22 protein-coding genes and 1 pseudogene are annotated in these 26,675 nt (G+C 68.8%); 7 read left to right on the plus strand and 16 right to left on the minus strand.

The features are described from left to right. Positions 1-8 precede the first annotated feature (8 nt). The 11 genes from AC1VWI_RS35060 to AC1VWI_RS35110 form a co-directional block, all read right to left on the minus strand. Positions 9-1,280 (minus strand): MCE family protein, encoded by a 1,272-nt coding sequence (locus AC1VWI_RS35060; protein WP_499515033.1) that lies wholly within the window; start codon positions 1,278-1,280, stop codon positions 9-11. Continuing rightward, positions 1,277-2,569 carry an MCE family protein gene (locus AC1VWI_RS35065; RefSeq protein WP_499515034.1) on the minus strand — a complete coding sequence of 431 codons (1,293 nt, stop codon included), beginning with the start codon at positions 2,567-2,569 and terminating at the stop codon, positions 1,277-1,279. The genes AC1VWI_RS35060 and AC1VWI_RS35065 overlap by 4 nt, the downstream gene beginning before the upstream one ends. Then, on the minus strand, positions 2,566-3,678 hold the full coding sequence (locus AC1VWI_RS35070) for an MCE family protein (protein ID WP_499515035.1): 1,113 nt from the start codon (positions 3,676-3,678) through the stop codon (positions 2,566-2,568). The genes AC1VWI_RS35065 and AC1VWI_RS35070 overlap by 4 nt, the downstream gene beginning before the upstream one ends. Further along, positions 3,675-4,841 (minus strand): MCE family protein, encoded by a 1,167-nt coding sequence (locus AC1VWI_RS35075; RefSeq protein ID WP_499515036.1) that lies wholly within the window; start codon positions 4,839-4,841, stop codon positions 3,675-3,677. Before AC1VWI_RS35075 ends, AC1VWI_RS35070 begins: the two co-directional genes overlap by 4 nt. After that, on the minus strand, positions 4,838-5,878 hold the full coding sequence (locus AC1VWI_RS35080) for an MCE family protein (protein ID WP_499515037.1): 1,041 nt from the start codon (positions 5,876-5,878) through the stop codon (positions 4,838-4,840). Before AC1VWI_RS35080 ends, AC1VWI_RS35075 begins: the two co-directional genes overlap by 4 nt. Then, entirely contained in the window at positions 5,875-7,131 is a 1,257-nt protein-coding gene (locus tag AC1VWI_RS35085) for an MCE family protein (RefSeq protein WP_499516989.1), read from the minus strand. Before AC1VWI_RS35085 ends, AC1VWI_RS35080 begins: the two co-directional genes overlap by 4 nt. 11 nt (positions 7,132-7,142) lie before the next feature. Further along, positions 7,143-7,967 carry an MlaE family ABC transporter permease gene (locus AC1VWI_RS35090; protein ID WP_386993463.1) on the minus strand — a complete coding sequence of 275 codons (825 nt, stop codon included), beginning with the start codon at positions 7,965-7,967 and terminating at the stop codon, positions 7,143-7,145. Positions 7,968-7,970: 3 nt separating this feature from the next. Continuing rightward, positions 7,971-8,741, minus strand: a complete 771-nt coding sequence (locus AC1VWI_RS35095) for an MlaE family ABC transporter permease (protein ID WP_499515038.1) — start codon at positions 8,739-8,741, stop codon at positions 7,971-7,973. Next, a complete protein-coding gene (locus AC1VWI_RS35100) occupies positions 8,738-9,667 on the minus strand; it encodes an ABC transporter ATP-binding protein (RefSeq protein ID WP_499515039.1) in 930 nt (309 codons plus the stop codon). The genes AC1VWI_RS35095 and AC1VWI_RS35100 overlap by 4 nt, the downstream gene beginning before the upstream one ends. 110 nt (positions 9,668-9,777) lie before the next feature. Beyond that, positions 9,778-10,851, minus strand: coding sequence for an RNA polymerase sigma factor (locus tag AC1VWI_RS35105; RefSeq protein WP_499515040.1), 1,074 nt, complete (start codon positions 10,849-10,851; stop codon positions 9,778-9,780). 119 nt (positions 10,852-10,970) lie between these two features. Continuing rightward, entirely contained in the window at positions 10,971-11,993 is a 1,023-nt protein-coding gene (locus tag AC1VWI_RS35110) for a lytic transglycosylase domain-containing protein (protein ID WP_499515041.1), read from the minus strand. 469 nt (positions 11,994-12,462) lie between these two features. On the opposite strand from AC1VWI_RS35110, the gene AC1VWI_RS35115 reads away from it, so the two are divergent. Together AC1VWI_RS35115 and AC1VWI_RS35120 are read left to right on the plus strand one after the other, a co-directional pair. Continuing rightward, on the plus strand, positions 12,463-13,056 hold the full coding sequence (locus tag AC1VWI_RS35115) for a galactose oxidase early set domain-containing protein (RefSeq protein ID WP_499515042.1): 594 nt from the start codon (positions 12,463-12,465) through the stop codon (positions 13,054-13,056). A gap of 721 nt (positions 13,057-13,777) precedes the next feature. After that, positions 13,778-14,459: pseudogene (locus tag AC1VWI_RS35120) on the plus strand (transposase); the annotation flags it as partial. Here AC1VWI_RS35120 and AC1VWI_RS35125 read toward each other — a convergent pair. After that, positions 14,345-14,638 carry a hypothetical protein gene (locus AC1VWI_RS35125; RefSeq protein WP_499515043.1) on the minus strand — a complete coding sequence of 98 codons (294 nt, stop codon included), beginning with the start codon at positions 14,636-14,638 and terminating at the stop codon, positions 14,345-14,347. The pseudogene AC1VWI_RS35120 and the gene AC1VWI_RS35125 overlap by 115 nt on opposite strands. A 698-nt stretch (positions 14,639-15,336) precedes the next feature. Here AC1VWI_RS35125 and AC1VWI_RS35130 point away from each other — a divergent pair. Next, positions 15,337-15,663 (plus strand): hypothetical protein, encoded by a 327-nt coding sequence (locus AC1VWI_RS35130; protein ID WP_499515044.1) that lies wholly within the window; start codon positions 15,337-15,339, stop codon positions 15,661-15,663. Between the two features lie 371 nt (positions 15,664-16,034). On the opposite strand, the gene AC1VWI_RS35135 is transcribed toward AC1VWI_RS35130, so the two are convergent. Both AC1VWI_RS35135 and AC1VWI_RS35140 read right to left on the minus strand, forming a co-directional pair. After that, on the minus strand, positions 16,035-16,601 hold the full coding sequence (locus AC1VWI_RS35135) for a hypothetical protein (RefSeq protein ID WP_499515045.1): 567 nt from the start codon (positions 16,599-16,601) through the stop codon (positions 16,035-16,037). 347 nt (positions 16,602-16,948) lie between these two features. Then, positions 16,949-19,174 (minus strand): carbohydrate-binding protein, encoded by a 2,226-nt coding sequence (locus AC1VWI_RS35140; RefSeq protein ID WP_499515046.1) that lies wholly within the window; start codon positions 19,172-19,174, stop codon positions 16,949-16,951. Positions 19,175-19,502: 328 nt separating this feature from the next. Between AC1VWI_RS35140 and AC1VWI_RS35145 the strand changes: the two genes are divergently transcribed. After that, complete coding sequence (locus tag AC1VWI_RS35145; protein WP_499515047.1) at positions 19,503-22,634, plus strand: carbohydrate-binding protein; 3,132 nt, start codon at positions 19,503-19,505, stop codon at positions 22,632-22,634. A gap of 63 nt (positions 22,635-22,697) precedes the next feature. Here the strand turns inward: AC1VWI_RS35145 and AC1VWI_RS35150 are convergent, their stop codons facing one another. Beyond that, positions 22,698-23,510: a class I SAM-dependent methyltransferase gene (locus AC1VWI_RS35150; protein ID WP_499515048.1), complete on the minus strand. Its 813-nt coding sequence runs from the start codon at positions 23,508-23,510 to the stop codon at positions 22,698-22,700. Between the two features lie 59 nt (positions 23,511-23,569). On the opposite strand from AC1VWI_RS35150, the gene AC1VWI_RS35155 reads away from it, so the two are divergent. Beyond that, positions 23,570-23,758 carry a DUF2399 domain-containing protein gene (locus AC1VWI_RS35155; protein WP_499515049.1) on the plus strand — a complete coding sequence of 63 codons (189 nt, stop codon included), beginning with the start codon at positions 23,570-23,572 and terminating at the stop codon, positions 23,756-23,758. Between the two features lie 138 nt (positions 23,759-23,896). On the opposite strand, the gene AC1VWI_RS35160 is transcribed toward AC1VWI_RS35155, so the two are convergent. Continuing rightward, positions 23,897-24,670, minus strand: coding sequence for a sulfite exporter TauE/SafE family protein (locus AC1VWI_RS35160; protein WP_499515050.1), 774 nt, complete (start codon positions 24,668-24,670; stop codon positions 23,897-23,899). A gap of 241 nt (positions 24,671-24,911) precedes the next feature. Between AC1VWI_RS35160 and AC1VWI_RS35165 the strand changes: the two genes are divergently transcribed. Together AC1VWI_RS35165 and AC1VWI_RS35170 are read left to right on the plus strand one after the other, a co-directional pair. Beyond that, positions 24,912-25,820 (plus strand): LysR family transcriptional regulator, encoded by a 909-nt coding sequence (locus tag AC1VWI_RS35165; RefSeq protein ID WP_499515051.1) that lies wholly within the window; start codon positions 24,912-24,914, stop codon positions 25,818-25,820. A 312-nt stretch (positions 25,821-26,132) separates the two neighbouring features. After that, positions 26,133-26,648, plus strand: coding sequence for a hypothetical protein (locus AC1VWI_RS35170; protein WP_499515052.1), 516 nt, complete (start codon positions 26,133-26,135; stop codon positions 26,646-26,648). The last annotated feature ends 27 nt before the right edge of the window (positions 26,649-26,675 follow it).

Below are 26,675 nucleotides of genomic sequence, written 5' to 3' on the forward strand. Positions count from 1 at the left end.
GCCGCCTCTCACACCATCGGTCCCACGAGCAGCCATTGCCACGACTCCTTTCCGAACACGGCCTGTTCCCCGCCCGTCGAGCCGATCTCGAGGAGCGTTCCGTCCGGGCCGGTCACGGTGCCGGTCTCCGGGTCGTACGGGGCCACGAACGCGGCCTGGTCACCGCTGTGCGGGCCGGTGGCGCCGGGCGCGTTCTGCGCTCCGCGCACCGAGGACTTGCTGCCGCGCGGTAGCGCGCAGCGCGCGTCGGTGTTCGCATGGCGCGTGCCGGTGTCGGCTGGGTCGCGCCGCTGGGTGTTGTAGCCCCGGGTGCAAGCGGGAGGGTCGTCGGCGTTCACGGTCAGCCCGAAGTGGGTGGTGCCGTCGCCGGGGATGACCGTGTAGCTGCCCGCGACAGTGAGTGGGAGCGTGACCAGGGCCTGTTCGACGCCGGGCAACCGGGCCACGGTGATCTGGCCGCCGCTGATGAGGTTGGCCAGCAGGATCGGCACGTGCGGCCGCGTGGACTTGAGCAGCGAATCGACCTGCCGTGCGGCGGGCACGGTGCTGCCGATCAGCCGGCGCAGGTCGCCGTCGCTCGACTTCAACTGTCCGGTGAGCGTGGCGAGATCGCGGGAGAACGACTTGATGGCCGAGCCCTGGTCGGCCTGTGTCCTGAGTACCTTCCGCGAGTCCTCGATCAGCGAGACCGTCTGGGGGAGCGACTCGGATGCCGCCTCAACCAGCGCGTCACCGGAGTCCACCAGCCGGCTCAGGTTCGGTCCGGTGCCGGAGAACGCCTTGCCCAGCTCGTCGACGGTGACCCGCAGATCGTCCTTGCCGACCGAGTTGACCAGCCGGTCGAGGCTGAGGACCAGGTCGGTGACCGGCAGTGGGGTCCGGGTGCGGCTGCGCGGGATCGGGCTGCCGTCCCTGAGGTACGGGCCGCCCGACCGCCGCGGCTGGAGGTCGACGTACTGCTCACCCACCGCCGATCGGGCGGCGACCACTGCGAGCGTGTCGGCCGGGATCCTCGGGGCGCCGTCCTCGATCCTCAGCGCCACCGAGACCCCGGATCCGGTCAGCTGCAGATCGCCCACGCGGCCCACCGGCACTCCCCGGTAGGTGACCTCGGCACCTGGGAAGACGCCCCCTGACTCGGCGAAGTCGGCGCGAACGGTGTACCCGCGGTGCAAGACGTCGTCCACCAGGCCCGTGTACCGGGCGCCGACGTACGCCACCCCCAGGGCGGTGATGGTCGCGAAGGCCAGCAACTGGGCCTTGACCGTACGTGTGATCACGGCAGTATCCCCTTCAGCATCAGCTCGGCGAGCGCGGGATCGACCCCGGGCGGGAAGCGACGCGCGCCGTCCCCGGTGCCGTAGGCGGCGGTGCACACCGGCGGGCACGGCAGGGTGCTGCCGTGGGAGGGCGTCGAGGGCACGGCGGGCGCGGAGGGCACAGGGGGCACCGGGGGCACGGACGGGATGCCCGGCAGGGAAGGGACGGACGGGAGAGGGATGGGAGTGGGGTGGCCGGGAAGATGCGGTGTCCCGGGGGCCGGGGACTTCCCGCCCTTGCCGGGCTTGCCGGTGACGTTGCCGTAGAGGTCCGCCAGGTCGAGGTCGGCGGTGATCTTCAGGTTGACGTAATCGCCCTTGACGGCGTCCGTCGCGTTGCGCGGGAACGGGTACGTGGTGAGGAGCTCGAGGGAGTTGGGCAGGTCGTCGCCTGCTTTGTTCAGCTCCTGCAGGATGGGCTGGAGCTTCTTCAGGTTGGTGACGGTGTCGTCGTGGGAGGCGTTCACCACCTTGGTGCCGGTCTTGCCGAGCCTGGACAAGGCGGTGAGCATCTTCGTCAGGTCCTTGCGCTGGTCGGCGAGGGCCTTCAGGGCGGGCGGCATGGTGTCGACGGCCAAGGCGATCGTTTTCTTCTCCCTCCTCAGGCGCTGCGCGAGCCGGTCGACGCCCTGCAGCGCGCGCACGATGTCCGCCCGCTGGCCGTCGAGGCCGCCGAGGAAGATGTCGAGCTGCTTCAGCAGGGACCGGACCCGGTCCTCGCGGCCGCTGAGGGCTTGGTTCAACTCGATGGTGATCGTCTTGAGCTGCGCCACCCCGCCGCCGTTGAGCAGCGCGGACAGCGCCGACAGCACTTCCTCGACCTCCGGGTTGCGGCCGCTGCGGGACAGCGGGATGCGGTCGCCGTCGCGGAGACGGCCGACGGGGCGTGTGTCGGCCGGTGCGGACAGGGCGACGTACTTCTCGCCGAGCATGCTGGTCTGCCTCAGATCGGCGACCGCGTTGCCAGGCAGCTTCACCGAGTCGGCGATCCTGAGCCGTACGCGGGCGTGCCAGCCGTCCAGTTCCACCTTCTCGACCGTGCCGACGGTGACGTTGTTGACCTTGACCGACGACTGCGGCACAAGGTCCAGGACGTCCCGGAACTCGACGGTGACGTGGTAGGCGTGACCGTCCGAGGCCGCGCCGCCGGGCAGCGGGACGTCATACCAGCCGTTGAACTCGCAGCCGGTCAGCAGCAGTGAGCAGACCGCCGTCCAGGCGGCCACCCGCCCCTTGCCCCGCACGCTCATGCAGGTGCCCCCAGAATGCCGCCGAGGGTCTTGTCGACCGAGCCCGTCGACGCCGGGACCTGCGGAACCTCGGGCAAGGAGGCGAAGAGCTTCTTCAGCCCCTCGCAGTTGTCATGGTCGTCGCCGGTCGTCTTCAAGATCGAGCAGAGAAGGGACGACGGGTCCTGGGAGGTTTGCGCGTTGTTGCGGGTGTCGAGAGTGCCGGCGGAGGGGTTGTAGGCGTTCTCCAGGTTCGACAGGCCCGTGGGCGCGACGGTCAAAAGCTCCTCCAAAGCGTCTCGTTGGGTGACGAGGACCTTGGTGACCTCGGCCAGGCCCTGCACGTCCGAGGTCAGCGCCTTCTTGTTTCCCTTCACGAAGCCGGACACGTCGCCGAGTGCGGCAGCCAGGTACTTCAGCGCTGCCGCGAGATCCTTACGCTCCCCGGCGAGCTGCCCGGCCACGTCGGCGAGGTCGGTGTTGAACGACCGCACGCTGGTGTCGTCCGCCGCCAGCGCGGCCGTGAACACCTGAAGGTTCCGCACGGTCCCGAACAGGTCGCCGCGCCCGTCGGACAGCGTGGTGACCGCCTGGGACAGGTCCTGCACCGTCTGGTTGAGGCTTGCGCCCTGCCCCTGGAGGTTGTCCGCGCTCACCCCGAGCAGCCGGGACAGCGAACCCTTGTTGTTGGCACCGTTCGGGCCGAGCGCCTCGGCGGTGGTGTGCAGGCTGTCGAAGATCCGGTCCAGCTCGACGGGAACAGCCGTACGGGACTCGGGGATGACGGCTCCGTCCCGCAGCACCGCGGCGCCCTTGCGGTACACCGGCAGCAGCTGCACGTAACGGTCGCTGACCACGGAGGAGTTGACGATGGCGGCCTGTGCGTTGGCGGGGACCTTGCGGCCCCTGTCGTATTCCAGCTCGACCCGTACCCGGCCGCCCTCCGGCGTGATCTTCCTGACCTCGCCGATGCGGACACCGAGGACGCGGACGTCGGAGCCGGGGTAGATGCCGACGGTCCGAGGGAAGTACGCCGTGACGCGGACGGGGCCGGGGCCCGGCCAGAGGACGACGGCGAGGCCGACGACGATCGCGAGCGCGGTGAACAGGGCCAGGAGTCTGCGGGTCATCGGGTGCCTCCCGTACGTGGCGTGACCGGGGCGGCGACCATGTTCTGGATATAGGAGTCGAACCAGCGGCCGTTGCCGAGGGTGTTGGTGAAGAGCCGGACGTAGGGGGCGAGCAGCCGGACGCTGCGGTCGAGGCTCGCCTGGTTGCGTTCGAGCATCCTCAGGAAGGTGTTGAGGTTCTTCAGAGCGGGTCCGATCTCCTTGCTGTTGTCGTCGACCAGGCCGGACAGCTCGATGCCCAGCAGCGCGGAGCTCTTGAGCAGCTTGTGGATCGCCCAGCGCCGCTTGTCGATCTCCTTGAACAGGGCGTCGCCGTTCTTCACCAGTGCGGAGACGTCCTTCGTGTGATCGGCCAGCACCTCGGTGACTCCGTTCGCGTGGTCGAGCAGCTGGCGCATCGCCTTGTCACGGGCGGCGACGGTCCGGGATATCCGCGACAGTCCCTTGATCGACGCCCGCACTTCCTCGGGGGAGTCCTGGAAGGTGTCGGCGATCGTGTCCAGTGCCATCGCGAGCCGGCCCGTGTCGACCTCCTCGGCGGTGGTCGTCAGGTCGCTGAAGGCCTGGACGACGTCGTACGCCGACACGGTCCGCCGAAGCGGGATCTGGCTGCCCGGCTTCAACTGGCCGGGCCCCTTCGGGTAGAGGGCCAGGTACTTCGCGCCGAGGATCGTCTTGACACGGATCGACGCCCCCGTGTCGGTGCCGAACGCCGGGCGGCCCTTCACTTTGAAGGTCACCTTGACGTGGTCGCCGTCCAGGTCGACGTCCTCGACCTTGCCGACCTTGACCCCGGCGATCCGTACCTCGTCGTCCGGCTTGAGCCCGCCGGCCTCGGAGAAGGCCGCGCTGTAGGTGTCGCCGCCGCCGATCAGCGGCAGGCTGTCGGCGTTGAAGGCGGCGACGGTGAGCAGCGCGAGGACGGTGAGGCCTACGGCGCCGACGACGACCGGGTTGTGCTCGCGGAAGGGTTTCAGGCGTGGGCGCGTGAGCCGGATCCGGGGCAGCTTCGGCGGCAGGACGCGCACCTTCACGAGGGGTTCTGGGCGTGGTTTACGCCGCGGCAGCAGCCTGGGCAGCTTCGGCAGCTTCGGTGGCAGGACCGGGAACCTCACCAGCGGCTCGGGGCGGCGGCCATCGCGCCGCCTGATGCGGAGGCTCATCCGCCACACCTCGCCCGTGCCACGTGCAGCTCCGGGGTGATCACCTGCTTGGTCTTCGGCAGCACGATCCGGCCGTCGAAGTCGCAGAGGTAGAAGTTGAACCACGAGCCGTACGAGGCCGTCGCCGTCAGCTTCTCGAGCTTGTTCGGCAGCCGTTTCAGGACGCCCTCGACGGTGTGCTCGTTCTTGTTCAGCGTTCCGGTCAGATCGCCGAGCCGGGCGATGTCGTCCTTCAGCGGTGGACGCGCGTCCTTGAGCAGCTCCGACGTGACGTCCGTGAGGTCTCCGATGCTCACCAGCGACTCCCCGATGGGCTTGCGGTCGGCGGACAGCCCTGCAACCACTCGGCGCAGCTGCGTCAGCAGCCCGGAGAAGCGGGAGCCGCGCTCGTCGAGGGTCGCCAGGACGGTGTTGAGGTTGTCGATCACCGATCCGATCAGCTTGTCGCGGTCGGCGAGGGTGCTGGTGAGCGAGGCCGTGTGCGTGAGCAGACTGTTCACCGTGCCGCCCTCGCCCTGGAGGGTCTGGACGATCTCGGTGGCGAGCTGGTTGACGTCGTTCGGGCTGAGCGCCGCGAACAGCGGCTTGAAGCCGTTCAGCAGGGCGTTGAGGTCCAGCGCCGGCTCGGTCCGGGACAGCGGGATGGTGCCGCCCGGCCGCAGCCGGGCGGTGCCGTCGCCGGTGCCCTCGGTGAGTGCGACGTACCGCTGCCCGACCAGGTTGCGGTAGCGGACGACCGCGTGGGTCCCGGCGAGCAGCGGCCGGTCCGCGCTGACGGTGAACGTGACCTCCGCCAGCGTCCGGTCCTTGATCCGGATGCCCTCGACCTCTCCCACCCGTACTCCGGCCACCCGGATGTCGTCGCCGTTCTCCAGCCCGGTGACGTCGGTGAACACGGCGTGATAGGTGTCCTTGGGGGTGAAGGAGACGTTGACGATGGTGGCGGCGAGGAGCGCCGTCGCCGCGATCGTGACCAGCGCGAAGAGGCTGAACTTGATCAGCGGGGCGGCGGTCTGCCGCGCTCCGGACCCGCTCATGCGACAGTCACCGCCGTTCCGCGCGCCAGCGGCCCGAACAGTAGGGTCGCCACGGGCGGCACCTCGTCCGCGGGGACGCCCATGACGGGGGCCACGAGCGAGCCCACGGCCCGCTGCTCGGCACGGGTGGCGGACACGTCGGCACCTCCGGGGAGTGCGCCGCCGGAACCTCCGGCCGACGTACCGTCGTCGAGATGGGGCTTCGGCCCGGGCACCTGCGGATGCGGCAGACCGCGGCAGTTCGGGCCGGACCGGGCGCCGTACGCCGGCTCCTCGCCGGGCCGGTACGCCTCCTGCGGCCGGACGACCTCAAGGGTGATCCGCATCTCGCCGCCCCGGAACGCCTCCTCGGAGGCCTTCTCCTGCCGGACCAGGCCCTGGAACACGCACGGGTACTCGGGGGAGTACCGGGCGAACAGCTCCAGCGTGGGGCGGGAGACCCGGCCCAAGGTGATCAGCCGGTCGCCGTTCTTGGACAGGAAGTCGTTCGCTGTGCCCGCCACGGAGGCGGTCGCGCGCAGAGCCGACACCAGCTGCTCCCTCTTCTCGACGATCGTCCGGCTGGTGGTGACGGTGTTGCGCAGGATCCGCATCAGGTCGGGCGCGGCGTCGCCGTACACCTCGGCGACGTCCGCGAACCGTGTGATGTCCTCCTTCAGGGAGGGCATGTGCGGGTTGAGGCGGCGCAGATAGCCCTCGACCTGGGTGAGATTGCCTCCGATCCGGTCGCCGCGGCCCTCCAGCGCAGTGGCGAACGCCGACAGCGTGGCGTTGAGCTCACCCGGCCGGACCGTGCGCAGCAGCGGCAGCAGGTCGTTCATCAACTGCTGCACCTCGATGCCGACCTTCGTTCGGTCCTGGGTGATGACGTCACCCGCACGGATAGGCCGAGCCGACGCGCGCGCAGCGCCGGCAGGAGCGACCAGGTCGACGTACTTCTCGCCGAACAGCGTCTTGGGCAGCAGCCGCGCGTGCACGTTCGAGGGGATGTACGACACGTACTGCGGCTTCAGCGCGATGTCCAGGGTCGCCTTGGTGCCGTCGGCATGCACCTCGCGCACCTCGCCGACCAGCAGCCCGCGCAGCTTGACGTCGGCGCGTGCATCGAGCTGGTTGCCGAGGGTGTCGGCCTCCAGGGTGATGGGCACCACCGAGGTGAACGCCTGCTGGTAGACGGCCACCGCGAGCGACAGCAGCAGTGCGAGCACGGCGAGGAAGGCAATGCCGTAGAGCCTGAACCGCATTCTCTGCATGCGCACCGCTCTCACCCCGCCACCCGTACCGTCGTGTTGGCGCCCCAGATCGCCAGGCTCAGGAAGAAGTCCAGGACGTTGATGGCGACGATCGAGGTCCGCACCGCCCGGCCCACCGCGACGCCGACACCGGCCGGTCCGCCACTCGCGTGGTAGCCGTAGTAGCAGTGCACCAGGATGATCAGCAGAGCAAAGACGATCACCTTGCCGAAGGACCAGAACACATCGACGGGCGGCAGGTACTGGTGGAAGTAGTGGTCATACGTGCCGGTCGACTGCCCGTAGTAGCCAGTGGTGATGGTGCGGGCGGCCAGGTACGAGGACAGCAGCCCGATCACGTACAGCGGGATCACCGCGACGAAGCCGGCGATCATCCGCGTCGTCACAAGGAACGGCAGCGACGGCACGCCCATCACCTCCAGCGCGTCGGTCTCCTCGCTGATCCGCATCGCACCCAGCTGCGCGGTGAACCCCGCCCCGACCGTCGCGGACAGGGCGAGTCCGGCCACCAGCGGGGCGATCTCCCGAGTGTTGAAGTACGCCGACAAGAACGCCACGAAGTTCGAAGTGCCGAGCTGGTTGAGGGCCGCATAGCCCTGAAGGCCGACCTCGGTGCCAGTGAAGAAGGAAAGGAACGCGATCACACCGACCGTGCCGCCGACGACGGCGAGCGCGCCGCGCCCGAAGCTCACCTCGGCAAGGAGCCGCAGGACCTCCTTCTTGTAGCGTCGCAGGGTGCGGCCCGTCCAAGCCAAGGAGCGCCCGTAAAAGGACAGCTGGGCACCCAGTTCTTCGAGTGAGCGCAAGGGGCGATCGAGGAGGTTTTGCGGTCTCATCGGCTAACCCCTCTGCGGGACGACTTGGAAGTACACGGCCGTCATCACGAAGTTGGTCACGAACAGCAACATGAAAGTGATCACCACGGACTGGTTGACGGCATCGCCCACGCCCTTCGGCCCGCCCTGCGCCGTCAGCCCCTTGTACGAGGCGACGATCGCAGCGATGGCCCCGAACACCAGCGCCTTGATCTCCGCCGCCCACAGGTCAGGTAGCTGAGCGAGGGTGGTGAAGGACGCCAGGTATGCGCCGGGCGTGCCGTGTTGGAGAACGACGTTGAAGAAGTAGCCGCCCGCAACACCAACCACCGAGACGAGGCCGTTGAGCAGTACGGCTACCACCATCGACGCCAGCACCCGCGGTACGACGAGCCGGTGGATCGGGTCGATGCCGAGCACCTGCATCGCGTCGATCTCGTCCCGGATCTTGCGCGCCCCGAGGTCCGCGCAGATCGCCGTGCCGCCCGCGCCCGCGATCAGCAGCGCGGTGACGATCGGCGATGCCTCCCGCAGCACGGCGAGCACGGACGCAGCTCCAGCGAAGGACTGCGCGCCCAACTGCCGGGTCAGACTCCCGATCTGCAGCGCGATGACCGCCCCGAACGGAATCGAAACCAAAGCCGTCGGCAGGATCGTGACGCTCGCGACGAACCAAGCCTGCTGAATGAACTCCCTCGCCTGGAAGGGCCGTCGGGGCAGGGACCGGACGACGTCCAGCGCCATCGCGAAGAGGCTTCCCGAGTGCCGCAGCGCACCCGTCGGGGTGAGCCTCATGTGCCCCTCACCACCGTTCCGTGCAGCTTGGCCTCGCGCCTCGCGATCGCATCCCAGCGGGGCGGGCGCGTGATGCCGGGGCTGGGCAGCAGGCGCGGGGTCAGCACATCGGCCCGAACACCCTCGTCGATCTGGGCCAGCTCCTGCTCGACCTGGGCCGCGTCCTTCTCCTCCGCCATGCCGATCGGCCCCTGCATCCGGCCGTTCAGGAACTGCCGTACGACGGGCTCGTCACTGGCCAGCAGCTCCTCGCGGGGCCCGAACATCACCAGCTCGCGCCGGAACAGCAGCCCGATGTTGTCCGGGACCTGACGGGCCGAGGCGATGTCGTGGGTGACGATCAGGAAGGTCGCGTCGATCTGTGCGTTGAGGTCGACGATGAGCTGATTGAGGTAGGCCACGCGGACCGGGTCCAGGCCCGAGTCCGGTTCGTCGAACAGGATGATCTCCGGGTTGAGGACCAGGGCACGGGCGAGCCCGGCCCGCTTGCGCATACCGCCGGAGATCTCGCCGGGCAGCTTCCCCTCAGCACCGATCAACCCGACCATGTCCATCTTCTCGAGAACGATCCGCTTGATCTCGCTCTCGGACGTGCGGGTGTGTTCGCGCAGGGGAAAGGCGATGTTGTCGTAGAGGTTCATCGAGCCGAACAGCGCGCCGTCCTGGAACAGCACGCCGAACAGCTTCCGCACCTCGTACAGGTCGCGCTCGCGCAGGCGGGTGATGTCCCGGCCCGCGACCTTCACCGATCCCCGCTCCGGCTTCAGCAGTCCCACGAGCGTCTTGAGGAACACCGACTTGCCCGTCCCCGAGGGGCCGAGCATCACCGAGACCTCCCCGGCAGGCAGCGTCAGCGAGACGTCCTGCCAGATGACCTGGTGGCCGAAGGACTTGGTCAGCCCTTCCACACAGATCTCGACACCCATCCGGTTCCATCCTTCGGCCGTGGAGCAGTCCCGACAACTGCTCTACGGGGAAGAGAGGTGCGTCCGTCGCGGCGAACCAAGAATTTTTTCGCGGACGTGTGTGCGGGGCGCTACGGCAGCTTCGGCGACGACGTGAGCGAGGGCGTCCCCGGGCTGGAGACAGACAGCGGAGGTACGACCGAGGTCGGGGGGAGCGACGGGAGCGACGGGAGTGACGAGGCGACCGAGCCCGTCGGCAGACCCGGCACGACGGTCGGCAGGCCCGTCACGGCCGTCGGCAGCCCCGGCACCTTCGGAACCCCGGGCACCTGAGGGACCTGCGGCGCCGAGGGCGGAAACGCGGACACGTCCGCCAGGGACGGCACCGGCACCGGCAGAATCGTTCCGCCGGTGGGTGAGGGCGCCCGGCCCCAAGGCCCGTGCGCCGGCGACAACGGGGTGGGTGTTGCGGGGGCGTGCCCCCGGCCCGTGACCTCGCCGTGCAGGAGCCGCGGGTCGCTGGAAACGGCCGGCCGCGGCGCCGGACCAGTGCCGTTTCCGCCCGCGTCGAGCGCGTACGGCAGCACGAACCCCGCCACCACCAGGGTTGCCGCCGTCGTAGTGAACGCGACCGCCTGCGCATTGCCGCCCCCGCGCAACCGTCCGCGCCCGACCAGGAACAGCACCAGCCCGAGCGTTCCGGCCAACGAGGCACGCAAAGTCCGCCGGGCCCGGGCCAACAGCGACTCGACGGTCCGGTAGCTGAGCCCCATCCGCACCGCTACCTGGCTCACGTCCAGGTCCTCGGACCTCAGCCGAAGCGCCTCCGCCTGCCGGGCGGGCAATTCACCGCTGCGCACCGCCAGCCACTTCGCCTCGGCCCGGTCGCACACCGCCTCCTCGACGGGTACCGGGCCCGGTGTCATGAGTGCGGGGCGGCTGCCCACCTCGGCCTCGCGGTTGACCTGCCGGTGCCGGTCAACGCACAGCCGCATCGTTACCGTCGTCAACCAGGCGCCGAGCCGCTCGTCGTCGAGGTCCGGGCGCTCCGCGGCTCGCAACATTGCCTCATGAACGGCGTCCTCGGCGTCCTCCCGGCTCACCGATCGCCGCCGGGCCACCTTGAGCAACTGCTCACGATGGCTCCACAGGCGCTGCCAGCGCTCGTCGGCGGCCGCTGTGTCCGCAGGCATATCCGTCGCCATCAGGGCCCGCCCCTTCGCACTCACCCGCCGGTACATGCTTCCGACGTGGCGAGATTACCGCCGAGTAGTGGCAGTTGTGGAGAGGCGGACACCCATGGCGTTCCGGCCCTGGCCAGTGGTCAGCGGCCAACCTCAGGCAGCACGCCGCCCCCGGGCAGCGAGAGGGTCAGTTCGGGGACGGGAACCAGCGGCGTCGCGGACGCCTTCGGGACCCCGGTCGCGAGGGACGGCCTGGGGGAGGGTGAGGCGGGCGACGTCGACGGCATGCGCGAAGGACCAGTGCTCGGCTTCCGGTCGTCCGACGGCTTCGGCGGCGCAAGCTTCTGCCCCTTCGGGCCGGACGGCTTCGGCCGGACCGGCCGGGATCCGGCGGATGCGTCCGGCACCACGCGGTGACCGGTCAGGTAGTACACGTACCACGCCTTGACGGCGCGCAGATAGGCGTCCGAGTGGTTGTAGCCCAGTATCGCCCGGTCCAGGTCGGCCGGGTTCGACAGGTCCCGGCCGCCCGCGCACAGGTAGCGGCCGGCTGCGAGCGCCGCGTCGTAAACATTGTTCGGATCCGTCCGTCCGTCGCCGTTACCGTCCGCTCCCCAGCGGGCCCAGGTGGACGGGATGAACTGCATCGGACCGACCGCGCGGTCGTACACCGCGTCCCCGTCATACGCGCCGCCGTCGGTATCCGCCACGACAGCGAAGGCGCCGCCGGTCAGCCGCGGGCCGAGGATGGGCGTCACGGTGGTACCGTCCCGAGTCACCCAGCCGCCCCGTGCCTGCCCTGACTCCACCTGGCCAATCGCGGCCAACAACTGCCAACGCAGGTGGCAGCGCGGCGCGGTACGCGCCAGATCCTCCTCGGCACGCCAGTACGCGGCGAACACACTCGCAGGCACATTGCCGCCAGTCACTCCCTGTGCCATGCCCTTCTTCCGCGTCCGCAGCGGTGGAAGTTCGGTGCGGTACGGGGTGTCGCCGGAAACGCTGAGGCCGTGCTCGGCGGGTGCCGCCTTCCGTGCGGGCTCTGCGGCTTCGGCCGTGACCGCCCTTGGCGCTTGTGACGCGGTCAGCACGGCAATCGCCGCCGCCGCGATCGCCGTACCCCTGGCACCCCTCAGTGTTCCAATGAGCGCACGCACTGTCATCGTGCAGTCCCCTCCGTGCATGAATCCGTTGTCTGCTCTACGCGGCCGGAGGGCAGGTCCGTCGCGCAAAGATTTGGGGATCGGGCGGGCGCCTCTTCAGAGGGCGTGGCGGCGGGCCAGACGTGTGGACGATGTGAGGCGGACCGGCCCCGCAGCCCTGTCCGAGCCGCTAGCTGTATTGAGGAATCCGCAGGCCGCTACGGGCCCCCACTGCGTCCGGGTAAATCGCTATGAGCGGCGCAGCCCTGGCATGCATCGTCGGCACTCGCACGGTGGCCACACGGAAGACTGAAAGGGCTTCGGATTGTCCCTGCTGTGGAAGCGGGGGGCCCCGTGCCTGCCCGCCGTCGCGCGATACGCGCAGGGTCATCAGCGGCGCTTCGCGCTCACTCATCGGCGTCTCCGGTTGTCAGACGCATGCCGCGCGACTCAGCGACCCGCAGCGCGTTCGACAGCATGTCGCAGAGCCGTGCCACGAGGAAGCGCGATTGCTCCGGGGCAACTGATCCGCCCCGCAGCCGTCACCCACTCCTCCGACCCCAACCCGCGCCTCGTCGACCTGCCACTGACCGTCAACGCCGACACCATCGACCTCAACGTCACCACCAACCCCAACCTCGCCCCGCCCGGCTGGTACATGCTCTTCACCGCCGACGCCAACGGCGTGCCCTCGGTCGCGAAATGGGTCCACCTGGACTCCTCCGGGACCGGGTCGGCGCTGCGCTCCACCACCCAGGCCGACGCGGACACCCCGTCCCCGCACATCCACGACTTCGCCCGGGACCTCGCGAACGAACCCCTGAAACCGGGCAGGAAACGGACCTCAGCACCGGTGAAGGCCAGCGTCTCCGGCTGCGACCCCCGCTACGGCACCCCGGACGTCTGCGTCCCGGTCGCGTTCCCGAAGGCGGTCGCCCGGACCTCGGCCGCCCGCTGCGGCTGGCTGGACGCGCAGGGCTACCGGCTCCTCCTCAAGGTCAACGACGCAAGAGACCGCCAGCGGACGTTGCCGGAGCGTGGAGCGAATTTGGCCTGCTTCCGGCAGGCCACGCGACCGCCGTGAGCAGGTTCGTCAGGCCGCAGTGGCATTTGGAGGGATGGACATCCTTCCGGGGGCTCGACCCTGATCTCGGATGTCCGTCGAAGCGAATCAAGCCCACCCATCAGGAGCGTGGCCCGGGCCCCGCCAGGCCACGCGTCCCCGGCGAATGCCGGGGACGACCGGCGCACGGGCCCGTCTCTGTCTTAAAAGGTCGGTGCCTCAGGAGCGGATACGGCTCACCGTGGGCCGGCCATGCCCGCCGCTTACGTCCCCATGAGGAGCGGCGGCCCGAGGTGTCGGGCCGCGCGCCGCCGCTGTGCGTGGCGGGAGCGCCTTGATCGAGTAGGCAGACGTCCAATGAACAGGTTTCGCCTGCAGGAAAGGGCTACGTCTGCTGCTCTTCGATTCCGCTGGGAGAGTGGACGTGCCAGAGCCTTCGCACTGGCGCTCGGCCCGTGCGAAGGCTCCGAGGGTAAAACAGTCCCCGGTAGATCTGCGCGTGTCCTGAAGCTTCAGTCGTCACTGTCGCCTCGGTATCGCGCCGGCTTGCCGGGGGCCTGAACCACATCCTGTCCAAGTCACTCCGCCGACTAGACGTCCTCATCGACTTTGCAGCTCTTTCGGTGTTATGGCCTATAAACCACGATGCACAACATATGTAGCGAGTCAATAGGTTTTCGGTAAATTCTGCAGGAAGCTCCACGCGATCACCTTCGACTGCGACACCCGGCTCGCCCTGCGGCGCCGCTGCAAGCTCCGGCCCTCACAGCGGGCCCTGGTCGTGCTGGTGTACCTGCGCAAGCACGAAACCCTCGCGCAGATCGCTGCCGGCTTCCGGATCAGCGTCGGCACCGCCCACGCCTATGTCCGATCCGTCACCAGTCTCCTTGCCCGCCGTGCTCCCGGCTTGGCCCATGCCCCGCGCGCAGCCGATGCGGAGTATGTGCTGGTGGACGGACGGAACCCTCGCCGAGTGCGACCGGGCCGGTGACAGCCGCGCTGACTACTCCGGCAAGCACCGCCGCCACGGCGTGAATCTCCAGGTCATCACCGACCCGTAAGGGAAGATCGCGTGGATCTCTCGCGCTCTGCCCGGACGCACCCACGGTCTGACCGCGGCCCGCACCCATCGCATCGTGACCACCTGCGTCCGCCTCGGCATCCCCGCCTCGGCAGATCTGGCCTACCTGGGCGCGGGCGGCACCTTTGCCGTACCGACCAGACGCCCGCCCCGCAAGGAGCTCACCACCCGGCAGAGGTCGCTGAACCGGGCGCATACTCGGCTGCGGGTGAATCGGACACTCGCCGGTCACTCACCGTGGATGTCCGGCCGGACCTCCACGATGATGTCCGCGTCCGCCTGGTCGCCCTCCTCGTCACGCCAGAGGAGGACGCGCACGTGCCTCGCGCTGGAAAGGCCGCGCACCTCCCACTCGGTCATCAGGTCGGCGACGACGAGGGCGATGGCGTACCGGGGGCCCTCGCTCGAATCATCGGCGGTGATCGCGCCCCGCCACCGATCGGAATCCCTGCCATAAGGGCGCCATCCCTCCGAGCCGTGCGGCTCGAAGACCCGGTACACCCAATCCGTCTCGGTGCCCATAGCACCGATCCTGTCACTGCAAGGAGTCCCCTGTGCCGTATCGGATCGACGCCCGCCGAGCGCGGGTCGACCGGCTACAACAACTGCCCCGACGTTCTGGGCTGGACGACGGCGAATTCCTCGTCATCAGGGAGCGGCTCGGCGCCGGACGTGACCCCCCGGGCGACTGACAGTGAGACCCGACTACCCACGGGATCTCGCCACCCTCTTCCCAGCCGCATTCCGGCCGGCAGCGCATCCCTGCGTACACGTCGTCTCGCGCGTGATCTAGCGCCCGCCAATGCTCCTCCTTCGAGCTGGGCGAACCGCAGCGAACACAGCCAACGGCCACCCTGGCGACCTTGGGGTACTTCGCCTCATAGGCCCGGCGCTGTACACCGCGGCGCCTCGGCTCCATCCCTCTGTACGGATGCCGTACGGCGCGAGGGTCGCCAGTTGGTCGAACTGCGCGTTCTCATGGACGGCCACTTCGATCCCCATCCTGGGGTCGTTGTCGAAGCCGCGGGCTTCGCGGCCTGCACCGATGTGTGGAGCCTTCGGCGGTCGCTAATCCCACTCGACCACGCTCAATAAACAATGGTGCGCATTGCATCACTCCAATGGGGGCATCGAATGGCGGTTCCCTTCCGCCCCGCTCAGTCTGGTGGTCGTGCGTTCGATTCGTCGCGAATGCATGAGCCACTCAAGGAGGTCGAACCATGACCCGCACCAAGCTCCTCGCCCTGGTCGCCGCCCCCGCGCTGGCTCTTAGCCTGGCGTCCCCTGCGCTGGCTGTGGAAGTGACCGCCGCGTCCCCCGACACCGTGAACAGTCCGGTCGGGTCGATTGGAGCCAACCAAAGCAAGATCGTCACTGTCACCTGCCCTGCGGGCACCAATGCCGTCAGCGGTGGCTGGAAGGTGTCCTCCGCCAGCATCGACGTGACGGACAACCGTCCGATGAGCGCCACCCAGTGGCAGATCACGTTCCAGAACGAGGCGAAGACCTCCGGCACTGTGCAGGTCTTCGCCCGTTGCGTGGCCTGATGGCCAGTGCTCGCCAGGGCAGGTTGGTCCGTTCACCGCGCCGCCAGACGCGGTGAACGGGAAGGCCGAGCAGCCTCAAGCGTCGTAACCGGCTGACAGCGAGGAACGACGAGGACGCCGCGGACGGATACGGACGGCTGTATTGCTCTGGACGGCACAAGACCCAGGTCGGGAACCCATCTCCCGACCTGGGCCTTGCCTTCTGGAGCGCGTGATGAGAATCGTTGCGAGCGTGAGGACGGGGAGGTGCCGCAGTCGGAGATCGCGCGGGGCTGGGAGCGGCTCGACGGCTGCACGGTGGTACTCCTCGACGGCGCCGCCGGTCCGTGATCTTGTAGCGGCCCTTGCTGCGGCGAGCCGCGATCGAAGTCCTACGAAGGGCCGACCTGGCTGGTGCACGTGAACGGCTCGTCGATCCAGTAAGTATCGTGCTGCTTGTCGTAGACGATCGGGTACTTGGTGGTCGGATCGCAGAGCTTGCCGATCTGGGCCTGGTCCGCAGAACTGATGGTGAACCAGTACTTGTTGGTGTCCGGGCCAACCCCCTGGCATCTGTAGAAGAACCCCTTCATGCCATGACCGAACACGTCGTCGCGGAAGTTGGCGGCCAGCTTCTTGTTGAGATTGATGTTGTCGCAGTCGGCCTTCATACCCTTGACGCTGGTGGTCTCGGCCGCCGCGGTCGTATATCCCTTGGCCGTGTGGGTACCCGACGCCGTCCAGGTCCGCGCCGGCAGAGAGATCTGCTCGGCGACCTGGGCGAGCAACGGGCTGCCGGGTGCGGCCGCCTCGGCCCGTGTCGTGGTGCCCGCATCCGCAATATTGCCGGAGTGGGAGCATGCGGCGACGGCGACACCGGTACCCAGAGCCGCCAGCAGGAGGGGTGCGATCCGGATCCCGTTTCGGACCAGGGATGAGGATGTCACGATGCGCTCCATTCCGGGCAGGCCCGGCGGGCGACTGCCGCCCGGGTACCCGATCGCACCCTAGCCACTCGGGCGAGTGACCGGCGGGATCGACGGCCGGTCGAGGTTCTTCTCCACCCGGTCGACCCAGACAGGCTGGATCGCTACGCCGCCGCCAAAGCGGACTCCCGGTACTTCGACGGCTGGGTCGAGCACGCCCGTGAGCCTCCAGCCCGTGAGTAGCCACAGGCAGGAGGCTGAGGGGTGGGGGCATTCAGTCGTCAGGTGTACCCACGCCCCCGCCAGCGCCGCGATGTCCGGTGGCGGCCCGCCGTCATCTCCGCCGGTCGCGGGGGAGTGACGGCAGGCCGCCGGGGGCGCTACGACAGCCGGAGGTAGTCGATGTTGAAGCCGCCCGTCTCGCAGAAGAGCCTGACCACCTGGTCGCCCGCCGCGAGGGTGACCGGGACGTGCACGGACTGGTAGGAGGCCCAGCCGCCCGTGTCCGGGACGGTCACCGTGGCCAGCGTCGTGCCGCTGGCGTCGCGGAAGGTCAGCGCGTCCGGGACGGGAACGCCGGTGCCGGTGGCTACGCGGAGTTCCAGGTCGTACGTGCCGGCGTTCGGGACGTCGACGGCGTAGTCGAGCCAGTTGCCGGGGGCGGTCCAGCCGACGTTCGCGCCGCCGCTGGCGGCGGGGTTGGTCTCGATGAAGTTGGCCCCGCCGGCCGTCCAGCCGTGCTGGGCGGCGTAGGACTCCGCTTCGACCCGCACCCCGACCGGCGCGCTGTGCGGGCGCACCGTCACGTGCAGGGTGACCTGGGCGTGCGCCGTGCCGTCGGTGACGACCACCGTCACGTCGTTCTCGCCGGCCACGGTCGGGTTGAGGGTCACCGTTCCCGTGGTGGGGCTGACGGTGACGCCGTCCGGGAGGTCGGTGGCGTAGAAGGCGAGCCGGTCGCCGTCGCGGTCGGTCGCCTTGAGCGGGACCTGCACCGTGCTGTACTGGTCGGCCACCACGTCGGGCACGGGGGCCAGCACGGGCGCCCTGTTGTGCGGGGGTCGGGGTATGCGCTGCTGCCACCGGTAGGTGGCGTACGAGTTCGCCGGGACCTTCACCAAGAACGACTTGTTGGCGAGAACGACCCGCACCGTGGTGTCGGTGCTGTTGGCGTTGCCGAGGACCGCGACGAACTTGTCGGCGCCGTGCCGGTAGACGACGTTGCTCACGCCGCCCTCCGTGGTGCTCGACTCCAGGCGTACGTCCCCGGGTGTGAGGTATTTGGCGAACTGTCCCATGGTGTAGAGCTCGTCGCGGACGGTGAAGTCCCTGCTCGTGGTGTTCACCTTGACCAGGCGGTCGGGCCACTTGGTCGTTGCGGCGACTTCCTCCCAGTCGATGTTGTTGTCCCGTGCGGGCGTCCAGTGCAGCGTGCCACCGTCCTGATCGGTGGTCTGCGCCCACATGACGTAGGAGCTCGCGTCGAGCCGGAAGTAGTTCAGGATCGTGGCCGCGGACAGATCGCTGGTCTCGGTCATGTGGACCGGCTTGCCGGTCTGCTCGAACGCGTCGCGCATGACCTTCGGGTCGCCCCAGTAGGGGTGGAAGGCGACGGCGTCGGTGGCGTTCAGGACCTGGCGGCCGGTCACGGAGCCGTCCGGGGCGTCGTTGAAGATGCGGTAGTAGTTCTTGGTCGCCGTGCTGTTGGGGTCGCGCCAGTCCCAGAAGTTGAAGTCGTGGACGTACAGTCCGGTGTTCAGTCCGGCCTTGTGCAGGGCCTTCTTGATCGCGATGGCGAGCTTCTGCTGCTGGGCGACGCTGATGTCCATGGCCGGATAGACCACGTCCATGCCGGGCTCGTTCAGCAGGGTCAGGGCGTCGACGCTGATGCCGTGCCGGGCGTACGCCTGGACGAACTTGACGTAGTAGCGGGCGAAGACGTCGATGCAGTCGTCCCGCAGCTTGCCGACCTGGTAGTAGTCCGTCGTGCTTCCGGGCTTGAGCGCGACCTCGCCCGTGAACCGGTTGTTGGTCTTCATCCACGCCGGGGCGCTCCACGCGGACGCGAAGAACGTGGCCTTGGGGTTGTAGCGCTGGATCAGCTTGATGGTGTCGACGATGTGCAGGTCGATGTCGCGCTGGATGGAGAAGTACTTCAGCTGGAAGTCGTCCGTGACCCCGGCGGGGAGGTCGTCCTCCGACCAGAAGGGCAGGTGCTCGATGAGGTCGGGGCTGCCGATCGTGAGGCGGAAGCGGTTCAGGCCGGCCCCGGTCTTCGGGTCGACGAGCAGCCGGACGGCTTCCTCACGCTTGGCGGGGGTGAGCTTCCACAGGTTGGAGACGCTGGTCTCGTCCAGGGAGAACCCGATGCCCGAGTACTTCTGGCGGGTGCTGCTGGGATCGACGACGACGGTCGCATCCGTGGGGGTGCTCGTACTGCCGGAGCCCGTGCCCGGTAACGACTGCCAGGCGTGGGCGGCCCCCGTGGAGTAGGTGCCCGTTACGGAGGAGTTGTGATGCGGTACGGCGGCCGGGGCCGCCGACTCCGTGCCGGCGAGAACGACCAAGGTGAGAGCTGCGGCTGCCCCGATGAGGGAACGTCTCACGGTGCCTTCCTTCCTGAGGGGGTACCGGGTCGTGCGGGTTCCCGATCCCGCGCGGCCCGGGTTTTGACAGGGGTTCGCTCCGGATGCGCGAGCAGATCGAAACAGCCTGTCGGTGTTCTGTCAAGGCGTGAAAAAAGGCGTGAAGAAAGTGCCCGCGTGCTTCCCCGGCGAGAGCCCCAAGGGGCGCGAGCTGCCGGGATGTCTGTCGTGGTGTCAATTTTCCATGGATGTGCCGAGAATTTGCTTGGCGTGTTCAGAACCTTGCGGGGTCTGGTGGTGATCTGTACGTTCGGGGCGCCGGTTCTCCACGTTGCTGAAGGAGCCTCAGATGCGGGCGATCCCCAGACCTTCCCGTGGCGGCCGCCACGCGGCGCGCAGGTTGGCGACGATCGCGCTCGCGGCGGTCGGCACGTTATGCGCGTCGGCCGTGCCGGCGGGCGCCGCGGTCCACCGCGCCCCGGCAGCCGAGGCCTCGGACGCCGCCGCCGCGGCCGGCGCCACGACGCCGTTCCGGATCCACGAGGCCGAGGCCGGCACGACGGGCGGGGGCGCCACCACCGTGTCCCTGACGGCGCCGCCCGCGACGCAGTACTCCAGCGCCGCCCTCGAAGCGTCCGGCCACGCCTACGTACACCTGAGCGGCACCGGGCACTCCGTCCAGTGGACGAACACCACCGGGGCGCCCATCAGCTTCCTCAACGTCCGCGCCAGCATCCCCGACTCCGCCTCCGGCGGCGGCACGACCGCTACGCTGAACCTGTACGTCAACGGGGTCTTCCGGCAGGCCCTCAACCTCAACTCCCGGCAGACCTGGGTCTACGAGGGCAACAACAACTACAACACCAGTGACAACCAGAACCCGGCCGACGGCAGTCCGAGGGTCTTCTGGGACGAGTCGCACGCCTTCGTCACCGGCGCCCCGATACCGGCAGGCGCCACGTTCTCACTCAAGAAGGACGCCGCCAACAGCGCGGCTTTCTACGATGTGGACTCCGTCGACGTGGAGAACCCGCCTGCGCCGCTGACCCAGCCGGCGAACTCGATCTCCATCACCAGTTGCGGTGCCGTTCCGGACGACACCCCGACCAACGGCGCGGCCGCCCCCCAAGCCGTCGACAGCCGGGCCGCGATCCAGAACTGCATCAACCAGGCCCAGTCGCAGGGCAAGACCCTCTGGATCCCGCAGGGCACCTTCTACGTGAAGGGCACCACCGGCCTGACCGCGCAGGGGATCCGCATCGCGGGCGCCGGCATGTGGTACAGCACGGTCTACCGCGACGTGCCGGTCCCCAACAGCACCCCGCTCGCGGCGCTGTTCAACCTGACCTCGTGCACGGTGGAGAACTTCCACGTCGACGCCAACGCCGTCAGCCGCAGCACCATCGGCGGCGACGGCGGCGCGATGGACACCACCGGCACCAACTGGGTCGCCGACGGCATCTGGACCCAGCACACCATGTCCGGCTTTTGGGCCTCGGGCACCGGCGGCACCGTCCGCGACAGCAGGCTGACGGCGATCTGGGCGGACGGCATCAACGTCAACAACGTGTCACTCGGCGCCGACACCGGCAACAACCTCACCGTCACGAACAACTTCGTCCGCGGCACCGGGGACGACGCCATCGCCATCAACTCCGTGCACTACAACACCAACGGCGACGGCTCCCAGACGTTCTACCAGCCGATGACGAACGTCACCGTGAGCGGCAACACCTCGATCGCGCCGTGGGGCGGCAAGGGCATCGGGATCTACGGCGGCAGCGGCCACCACGTGAGCGGCAACTACATCAGCGACACCGCCCGCTACATCGGCCTGGGCGCCGGCCGGTTCGGTGTCAACGGCAGCGACCTGCTGTCCGCGACGGTCTCCGACAACACCGTCGTCCGCTCCGGCGGGAACGCCTACAGCCAGGGTCAGCCCGCCCTGCACATCGGCAACGGCGGCGACGGACAGAACACCGGCATCGTCGACAACGTCACCGCCACTGGCAACACCGTCGTGGACTCGCTCTACGACGGGATCGGCTTCTCCACCTCGACCGACACCCTGCTGCAGAACAACACCGTCACCACCCCCGGCCGCAACGGCATCGCGATCTCGCCCCCGTTCTACCCCGCGCCCACCGGCTCCGCCGCCATCACCGGCAACACCGTCACCGGCCTGCGCTCCGGAGCCACGGCCTTCGTCAACAACTCCGGCGGCTTCACCGCCACGCTGAACGGCAACACCTGGGAGCCCCCGGCGCCCGAAGGACCCTACGGCGGCACCCCCGCGTCGGTCCCCGGCACCGTCCAGGCGGAGAACTACGACACCGGCGGCCAGGGCGTCGCCTACAACGTCACCAGCGTCAACGGCAACGCCAACGGCTACCGTGCCGACGGCGTCGACCTCGAGGCCACCTCGGACACCGGCGGCGGCCACAACCTCGGCTGGACCAGCGGCGGACAGTGGTTCCGCTACACCGTCGACGTCGCCACGGCCGGAACGTACACGGTGGGACTGCGTGTCGCGGCCCCCGCGGCGGTGACCGGCGCGCTGCACCTGTCCAACGCCTCCGGCGCCAACCTCACCGGCGCCGTCGACGTACCCGCCACCGGCGGCTGGCAGACCTGGGCCACCGTCACCGCCCGGGTCATCCTGCCCGCGGGCCGCCAGATCCTCACCCTCAACCAGGACACCGGCGGCTGGAACCTCAACTCCCTCACCTTCACGGCGGGGGGCAGCCCACCGCCGGCCAGCCTCTCGGCGTCCCCCGCCTCGCTCACCTTCGGCGGCCAGGCGCTGAACACCACCAGCGCCGCGCAGTCCGTCACCGTCACCAACTCCGGTGCCGTCGCCGCCTCGATCTCCTCGATCACCGTCGGCGGTGACTTCGCACAGACCAACACCTGCGGCTCGTCCATCGCCGCCGGAGCCTCCTGCACGATCAGCGTCACCTTCACCCCGACGGCCTCCGGCACCCGCACGGGTACGGTCACCGTCTACAGCAACGCGGTCAACAGCCCGAACACCATCGCGCTGTCGGGCACCGGAACCGGCGGCGAAGGCGTCAACCTGGCCGCGGGACGGCCGACGACCGAGTCGGGCCACACCGATGTCTACCCCTCGTCGAACGTGACCGACGGCTCCCAGTCCACCTACTGGGAGAGCGTCAACAACGCCCTTCCGCAGTGGGTGCAGGTCGACCTCGGGTCGGCGCGCAGCGCGTCCAGGATCGTGCTGCAACTGCCCGCGGGCTGGGGAGCACGGACCCAGACCCTGTCCGTGCTGGGCGGCACCGACGGCACGAACCTCGCCGCCGTCAAGGCCTCGGCGGCCTACACCTTCGACCCGGCGACCCACAACACCGTCACGATCACCTTCCCCGCCACCACCCAGCGCTACTTCCGCCTGAACATCGGCGCCAACACCGGCTGGCCGGCCGGACAGATCTCGGAGTTCCAGATCTGGGCCACCTGACCGCCCAGGGACTCCCCGCCGGACGCTTCTGCCGCCCGACGCACCTGTGCGTCGGGCGGCAGGTCACGCCTTGTCCGCGCGGATCGAATAGGTGAGCGGGATACGTGGAGCGCCCGCAGGGTGCCGGTAGATGTCGCCGTCGTGGCGCTCGAGCGACTGCCGTTGGAGGTAGAAGGTGTGGTCGTGCTCGTGGAGGAACCGGATCCGCAACCCCGCTCCGGCGATCGCCGAGACAACGGTCGACAGACTGTGCCGCCACTCGACCGTCTCGTCGTTCTCGGTCGCCGCCGACTCGTCGGCGTAGGTACCCGGGCCTCCCGAGGCCTCCGGACCCTCGTCGAAGTAGTCGTGCGTGACCGTGCTGCCGGTCTCGTCGTCCAGGACGTAGCTGAACGGATGGAACTCCGCGAGGTACAGGAACCCGCCGGGCGCGAGCAGTTCCGCCGCCACCGAAGCCCAGCGGCCGATGTCGGGAAGCCAGTTCAGCGCCCCGAAGCTGGCGTAGACGATGTCGAAGGCCGCCCCCTCGACCGCCGGGACCGCGTCATAGACGTCCGCGGTCAGGAAGCGCGCGTCGATGCCGAGTTCGTCCGCGAGGCGCGACGCCGCCTCGATCGCGGGCGGGGAGAAGTCCACCCCGGTTACCCGCGCTCCTCGTGCCGCCCACGACAGCGTGTCGCGGCCGAAGTGGCACTGCAGATGGATCAGGCGCTTGCCCCTGACGTCCCCCACTTCCGCTGTCTCGAAGTCCTTCAGCGAATCGGGCCGGGCGCGGAAGCCCTCCATGTCGTAGAAGGCCGCGCCCAGATGAACCGGCACGCGCTCGTCCCAGTACGCCTTGTTCAACTCCCGCCAGCGTCCTGCCTGGTCCTCCATGGCCCGGACGATACACGGAGGCGACAGGCGTGCCACGTTGTCGGACAGGTCTGCCATTCGTGGGCACCAGGAGCTGCAGCCCGCGCGACAGCGCGGTGCCCCTGGCCGGCATTCGCGCGGCCTCCCCGTGGGATCCGTCACTCGCCGAAGCCCTGGCCGAGCACGGCGTCCGCGTGGAGGAGGCCGTGCTGGACACCCTGCTCGCCGACCTCGCGCCCGAGTCGTCCGGACGGCCCCGCGCGGGCTGAGCCCGGTGGAGGACCGCGGCGGCCGCTGGGCAGAGGGGACCGGACGAAGGAGACGTCCCCTCCCGCCTCCGGCATGTCCCCGGGCCGGCGTGTGCGGCGTACCGAAACGGCATGTCCTGAACGCGGCGGAAAGCTTCCCTACTTCGTCACCAGATGGACCATCGCGCCGACACCGACCGCGACAATCACGCCGCGGAGCACGGCGGGCTTCAGCTTGAGTCCGATCTTGGCGCCGAGCTGCCCACCGAGGGTCGAGCCGACCGCGAGGAGGACGACAACGGACCAGTTGACCGGCGCCGCGAAGGCGTAAATCGTTCCGGCGACGACGTTCACCAAGGCGGACAGGACGTTTCTCACGCCGTTGAGCCGCTGCAGAGGTTCGGACAGCATCATGCCCATCACCCCCATCATCAACACGCCTTGTGCGGCGGTGAAATACCCTCCGTAGACACCGATCAGAAAGGTGAGAAACAGCAGCAGCGGGGTGATGCCGGGATGGTCCGCGTCCTCGACGCCGTCGGCCGCCCGGCGTCTCGCGATCCACCGGGAGACCTTGGGCTGGACGGCCACCAGTACTACGGCGAGCCCGACGAGCAGCGGCAGGAACGACTCGAACGCGTTCGGCGGCAGTGACAGCAGCAGGACCGTGCCGCATATCGCGCCGAAGAACGAGGCGACCGAGAGCCGGGCCAACTGCGGCCCGAACCCCTTCAGCTCGTGGCGATATCCGATCGCGCCGCTGACGGAACCCGGCGCCACCCCGATCGCGTTCGAGGTGGTCGCGGTCAGCGGCGGGTAGCCGAGCGCCACCAGAACCGGGAATGTCACGAGGGTGCCCGAACCGACCACCGAATTGATGGCGCCGGCCCAGATTCCGGCGATCAAGATGATCACCGCATGCCACCATGTCATCGCCGTGAAGCCGGCATGGGGGCCACCGCATCGGCGCCGACCGGACCAGAGGTGACCCGCACATGTGCGGCAGCAGGATGCCGTCCGCCGGGCAGGGTTCGCGGGTCGCGTTTGTCCGTCCGCACCGGACACTCGGGATCGCATCGCGCATGGGTGAACACGACTGCGAGCCTGACAGCGTCGCATTGATGCGTCCAATGCGGTTTTGCCGGTCAATGATGCGTCCGCGCATAATGGCTTCGTGACCGACCCCCGTCCCGCGAAGCCCGACGTGGCGGACGTCTTCGCCTCACCGCTGGTCCAATTCCTCGCGATCGCCCGTCACGAGAACCTCACACATGCCGCAGCGGAGCTGGGAGTTGCCCAGTCCAGCCTCAGCCGTGCGCTGGTCCGATGGGAACGCGGGCTCGGGTTGCCCCTGATCACCCGCGTCGGGCGACATGTCCGATTGACCCGCCACGGCCGAGCCCTCCAGCAAGCGCTGCTGCGATGCTCGGAGGGTCTCGATCGGGCCAGTGCGGATCTTTCCGAGAACCTGGACGGCAACGGAGGTGCGGTAGCTCTCGGATTCCTCAACAGTCTGGGGTCTCGTCTGATACCTGAAATCCTGCGTGCCTACCGCGGCAGTCACCCTGAAGTGAAGATCACCCTGCATCAAGGAGGATCCGAGTTTCTTCACGACGCACTGCGCGAAGGTGATATCGATCTGTGCCTGACCTCGCCGGCACCGGATTCCCCGGAGTTCGCCGCCGCGGAGCTGCTCACTGAGCAGCTCGTGCTCGTCGTTCCCCCGGCGCACCCGCTGGCCACGCGCAGCCGGGTGGCGCTTGCCGACGTCGCTTCGGAAAACTTCCTTGCCCTGCCCCGCGGATACGGTTTGCGGGCCACCACGGAACAGCTCTGCGCTCTGGCCGGGTTCACCCCGCACATTGTGTTCGAGAGCACCGACACCGCCACGCTACGCGGCCTGACCGCGGCCGGATTCGGCGTCTGCATCCTGGCCACCGCGCCGGACGCGAGCGACTCGATCGAAATCCCGATCAGTAGTCCGCCGGCGTCCCGTCCCATTCTTCTGGCGTGGTCGATCACGCGCACCGAGAGCAGGGCAACCGCTTCCCTGCGGCAATACATTCTGGATCGCCTGCGTTGAAGGCTCGCACATCATCATTGACTGCGGTTCGCCAGGGGAGGGCGACGGCGAGTGTACTTCTCGGCGGGTGCGGTATTCGGCCGTGCCGGGGTATGGACGTGGGCGGCTGCGCAGTGCTTCGGCGTAGTCGGGTGGCGTCCGATTTGTGCCCAAGTGGGCCCGGCTTCGACAAGATGGGGACGGTTCGCGCAATCGTCATTGGGTGCGGCTCGTCTCGAGTGAAGATCGTGATCAAGGGGTGGCGGGCGCCGATTCTCATGAGTCACCCGATAATCCGGCGTGAATGGCGTGACCTGCGGATACTGTGCTGCTGTGACTCTGACTGACGCTGAGATAGGTGACGTACTCGCACCGGCTGGGCTCCGACTCGTCGAACGGGTTCGGCAGGACGTCTTGCTGCCCCCGCTGCCGGAGTACGTGTCGCCTGCGAGCGCCGGGCCCGAGCACGGGCGCTTCGACTCACACCCGGACGAGGTCGCCGACCTGGATGCCTCGGACTTCGTCGACAGGGTCAACGCGGGCTGGCACCGCATGGCCACGGAGTACGGGCTCCTCGACGGCAATCGTGAGTTTCTCCTCGCAGTCGGCCGGGCACGCCTCGGGGAAGATCCAGACGATGAGCCCTACGAGGTATGGCTCCGGGTCCAACTGCTCGATGACTGGGACTTGGCGGGGAGCGAGGTGGACCTGCTGCGGAGCGGCTTCGCGACCCTCTTCACTCAACGTTTCGTTCCGGAGTTCACGATGGCTTCCCTGGACAGCCGGATGATGCTGCAGACCACGGTCTGGGGTGACGGCACGCTCAGCACCATCGTCATCCGCCCGTAAGTGTCGCCCAAATGACACACTCACTCC

This window comes from Streptomyces sp. TOM-9, from assembly GCF_056858595.1.

Coding starts and splice junctions, on each gene's coding strand:
- AC1VWI_RS35070 (WP_499515035.1), bottom strand. CDS start 3,678: ATGACCCGCAGACTCCTGGCCCTGTTCACCGCGCTCGCGATCGTCGTC.
- AC1VWI_RS35150 (WP_499515048.1), bottom strand. CDS start 23,510: ATGGAGGACCAGGCAGGACGCTGGCGGGAGTTGAACAAGGCGTACTGG.
- AC1VWI_RS35135 (WP_499515045.1), bottom strand. CDS start 16,601: ATGGAGCGCATCGTGACATCCTCATCCCTGGTCCGAAACGGGATCCGG.
- AC1VWI_RS35090 (WP_386993463.1), bottom strand. CDS start 7,967: ATGAGACCGCAAAACCTCCTCGATCGCCCCTTGCGCTCACTCGAAGAA.
- AC1VWI_RS35160 (WP_499515050.1), bottom strand. CDS start 24,670: ATGACATGGTGGCATGCGGTGATCATCTTGATCGCCGGAATCTGGGCC.
- AC1VWI_RS35100 (WP_499515039.1), bottom strand. CDS start 9,667: ATGGGTGTCGAGATCTGTGTGGAAGGGCTGACCAAGTCCTTCGGCCAC.
- AC1VWI_RS35095 (WP_499515038.1), bottom strand. CDS start 8,741: ATGAGGCTCACCCCGACGGGTGCGCTGCGGCACTCGGGAAGCCTCTTC.
- AC1VWI_RS35080 (WP_499515037.1), bottom strand. CDS start 5,878: ATGAGCGGGTCCGGAGCGCGGCAGACCGCCGCCCCGCTGATCAAGTTC.
- AC1VWI_RS35085 (WP_499516989.1), bottom strand. CDS start 7,131: ATGCAGAGAATGCGGTTCAGGCTCTACGGCATTGCCTTCCTCGCCGTG.
- AC1VWI_RS35125 (WP_499515043.1), bottom strand. CDS start 14,638: ATGGGCACCGAGACGGATTGGGTGTACCGGGTCTTCGAGCCGCACGGC.
- AC1VWI_RS35130 (WP_499515044.1), top strand. CDS start 15,337: ATGACCCGCACCAAGCTCCTCGCCCTGGTCGCCGCCCCCGCGCTGGCT.
- AC1VWI_RS35075 (WP_499515036.1), bottom strand. CDS start 4,841: ATGAGCCTCCGCATCAGGCGGCGCGATGGCCGCCGCCCCGAGCCGCTG.
- AC1VWI_RS35145 (WP_499515047.1), top strand. CDS start 19,503: ATGCGGGCGATCCCCAGACCTTCCCGTGGCGGCCGCCACGCGGCGCGC.
- AC1VWI_RS35110 (WP_499515041.1), bottom strand. CDS start 11,993: ATGACAGTGCGTGCGCTCATTGGAACACTGAGGGGTGCCAGGGGTACG.
- AC1VWI_RS35105 (WP_499515040.1), bottom strand. CDS start 10,851: ATGGCGACGGATATGCCTGCGGACACAGCGGCCGCCGACGAGCGCTGG.
- AC1VWI_RS35065 (WP_499515034.1), bottom strand. CDS start 2,569: ATGAGCGTGCGGGGCAAGGGGCGGGTGGCCGCCTGGACGGCGGTCTGC.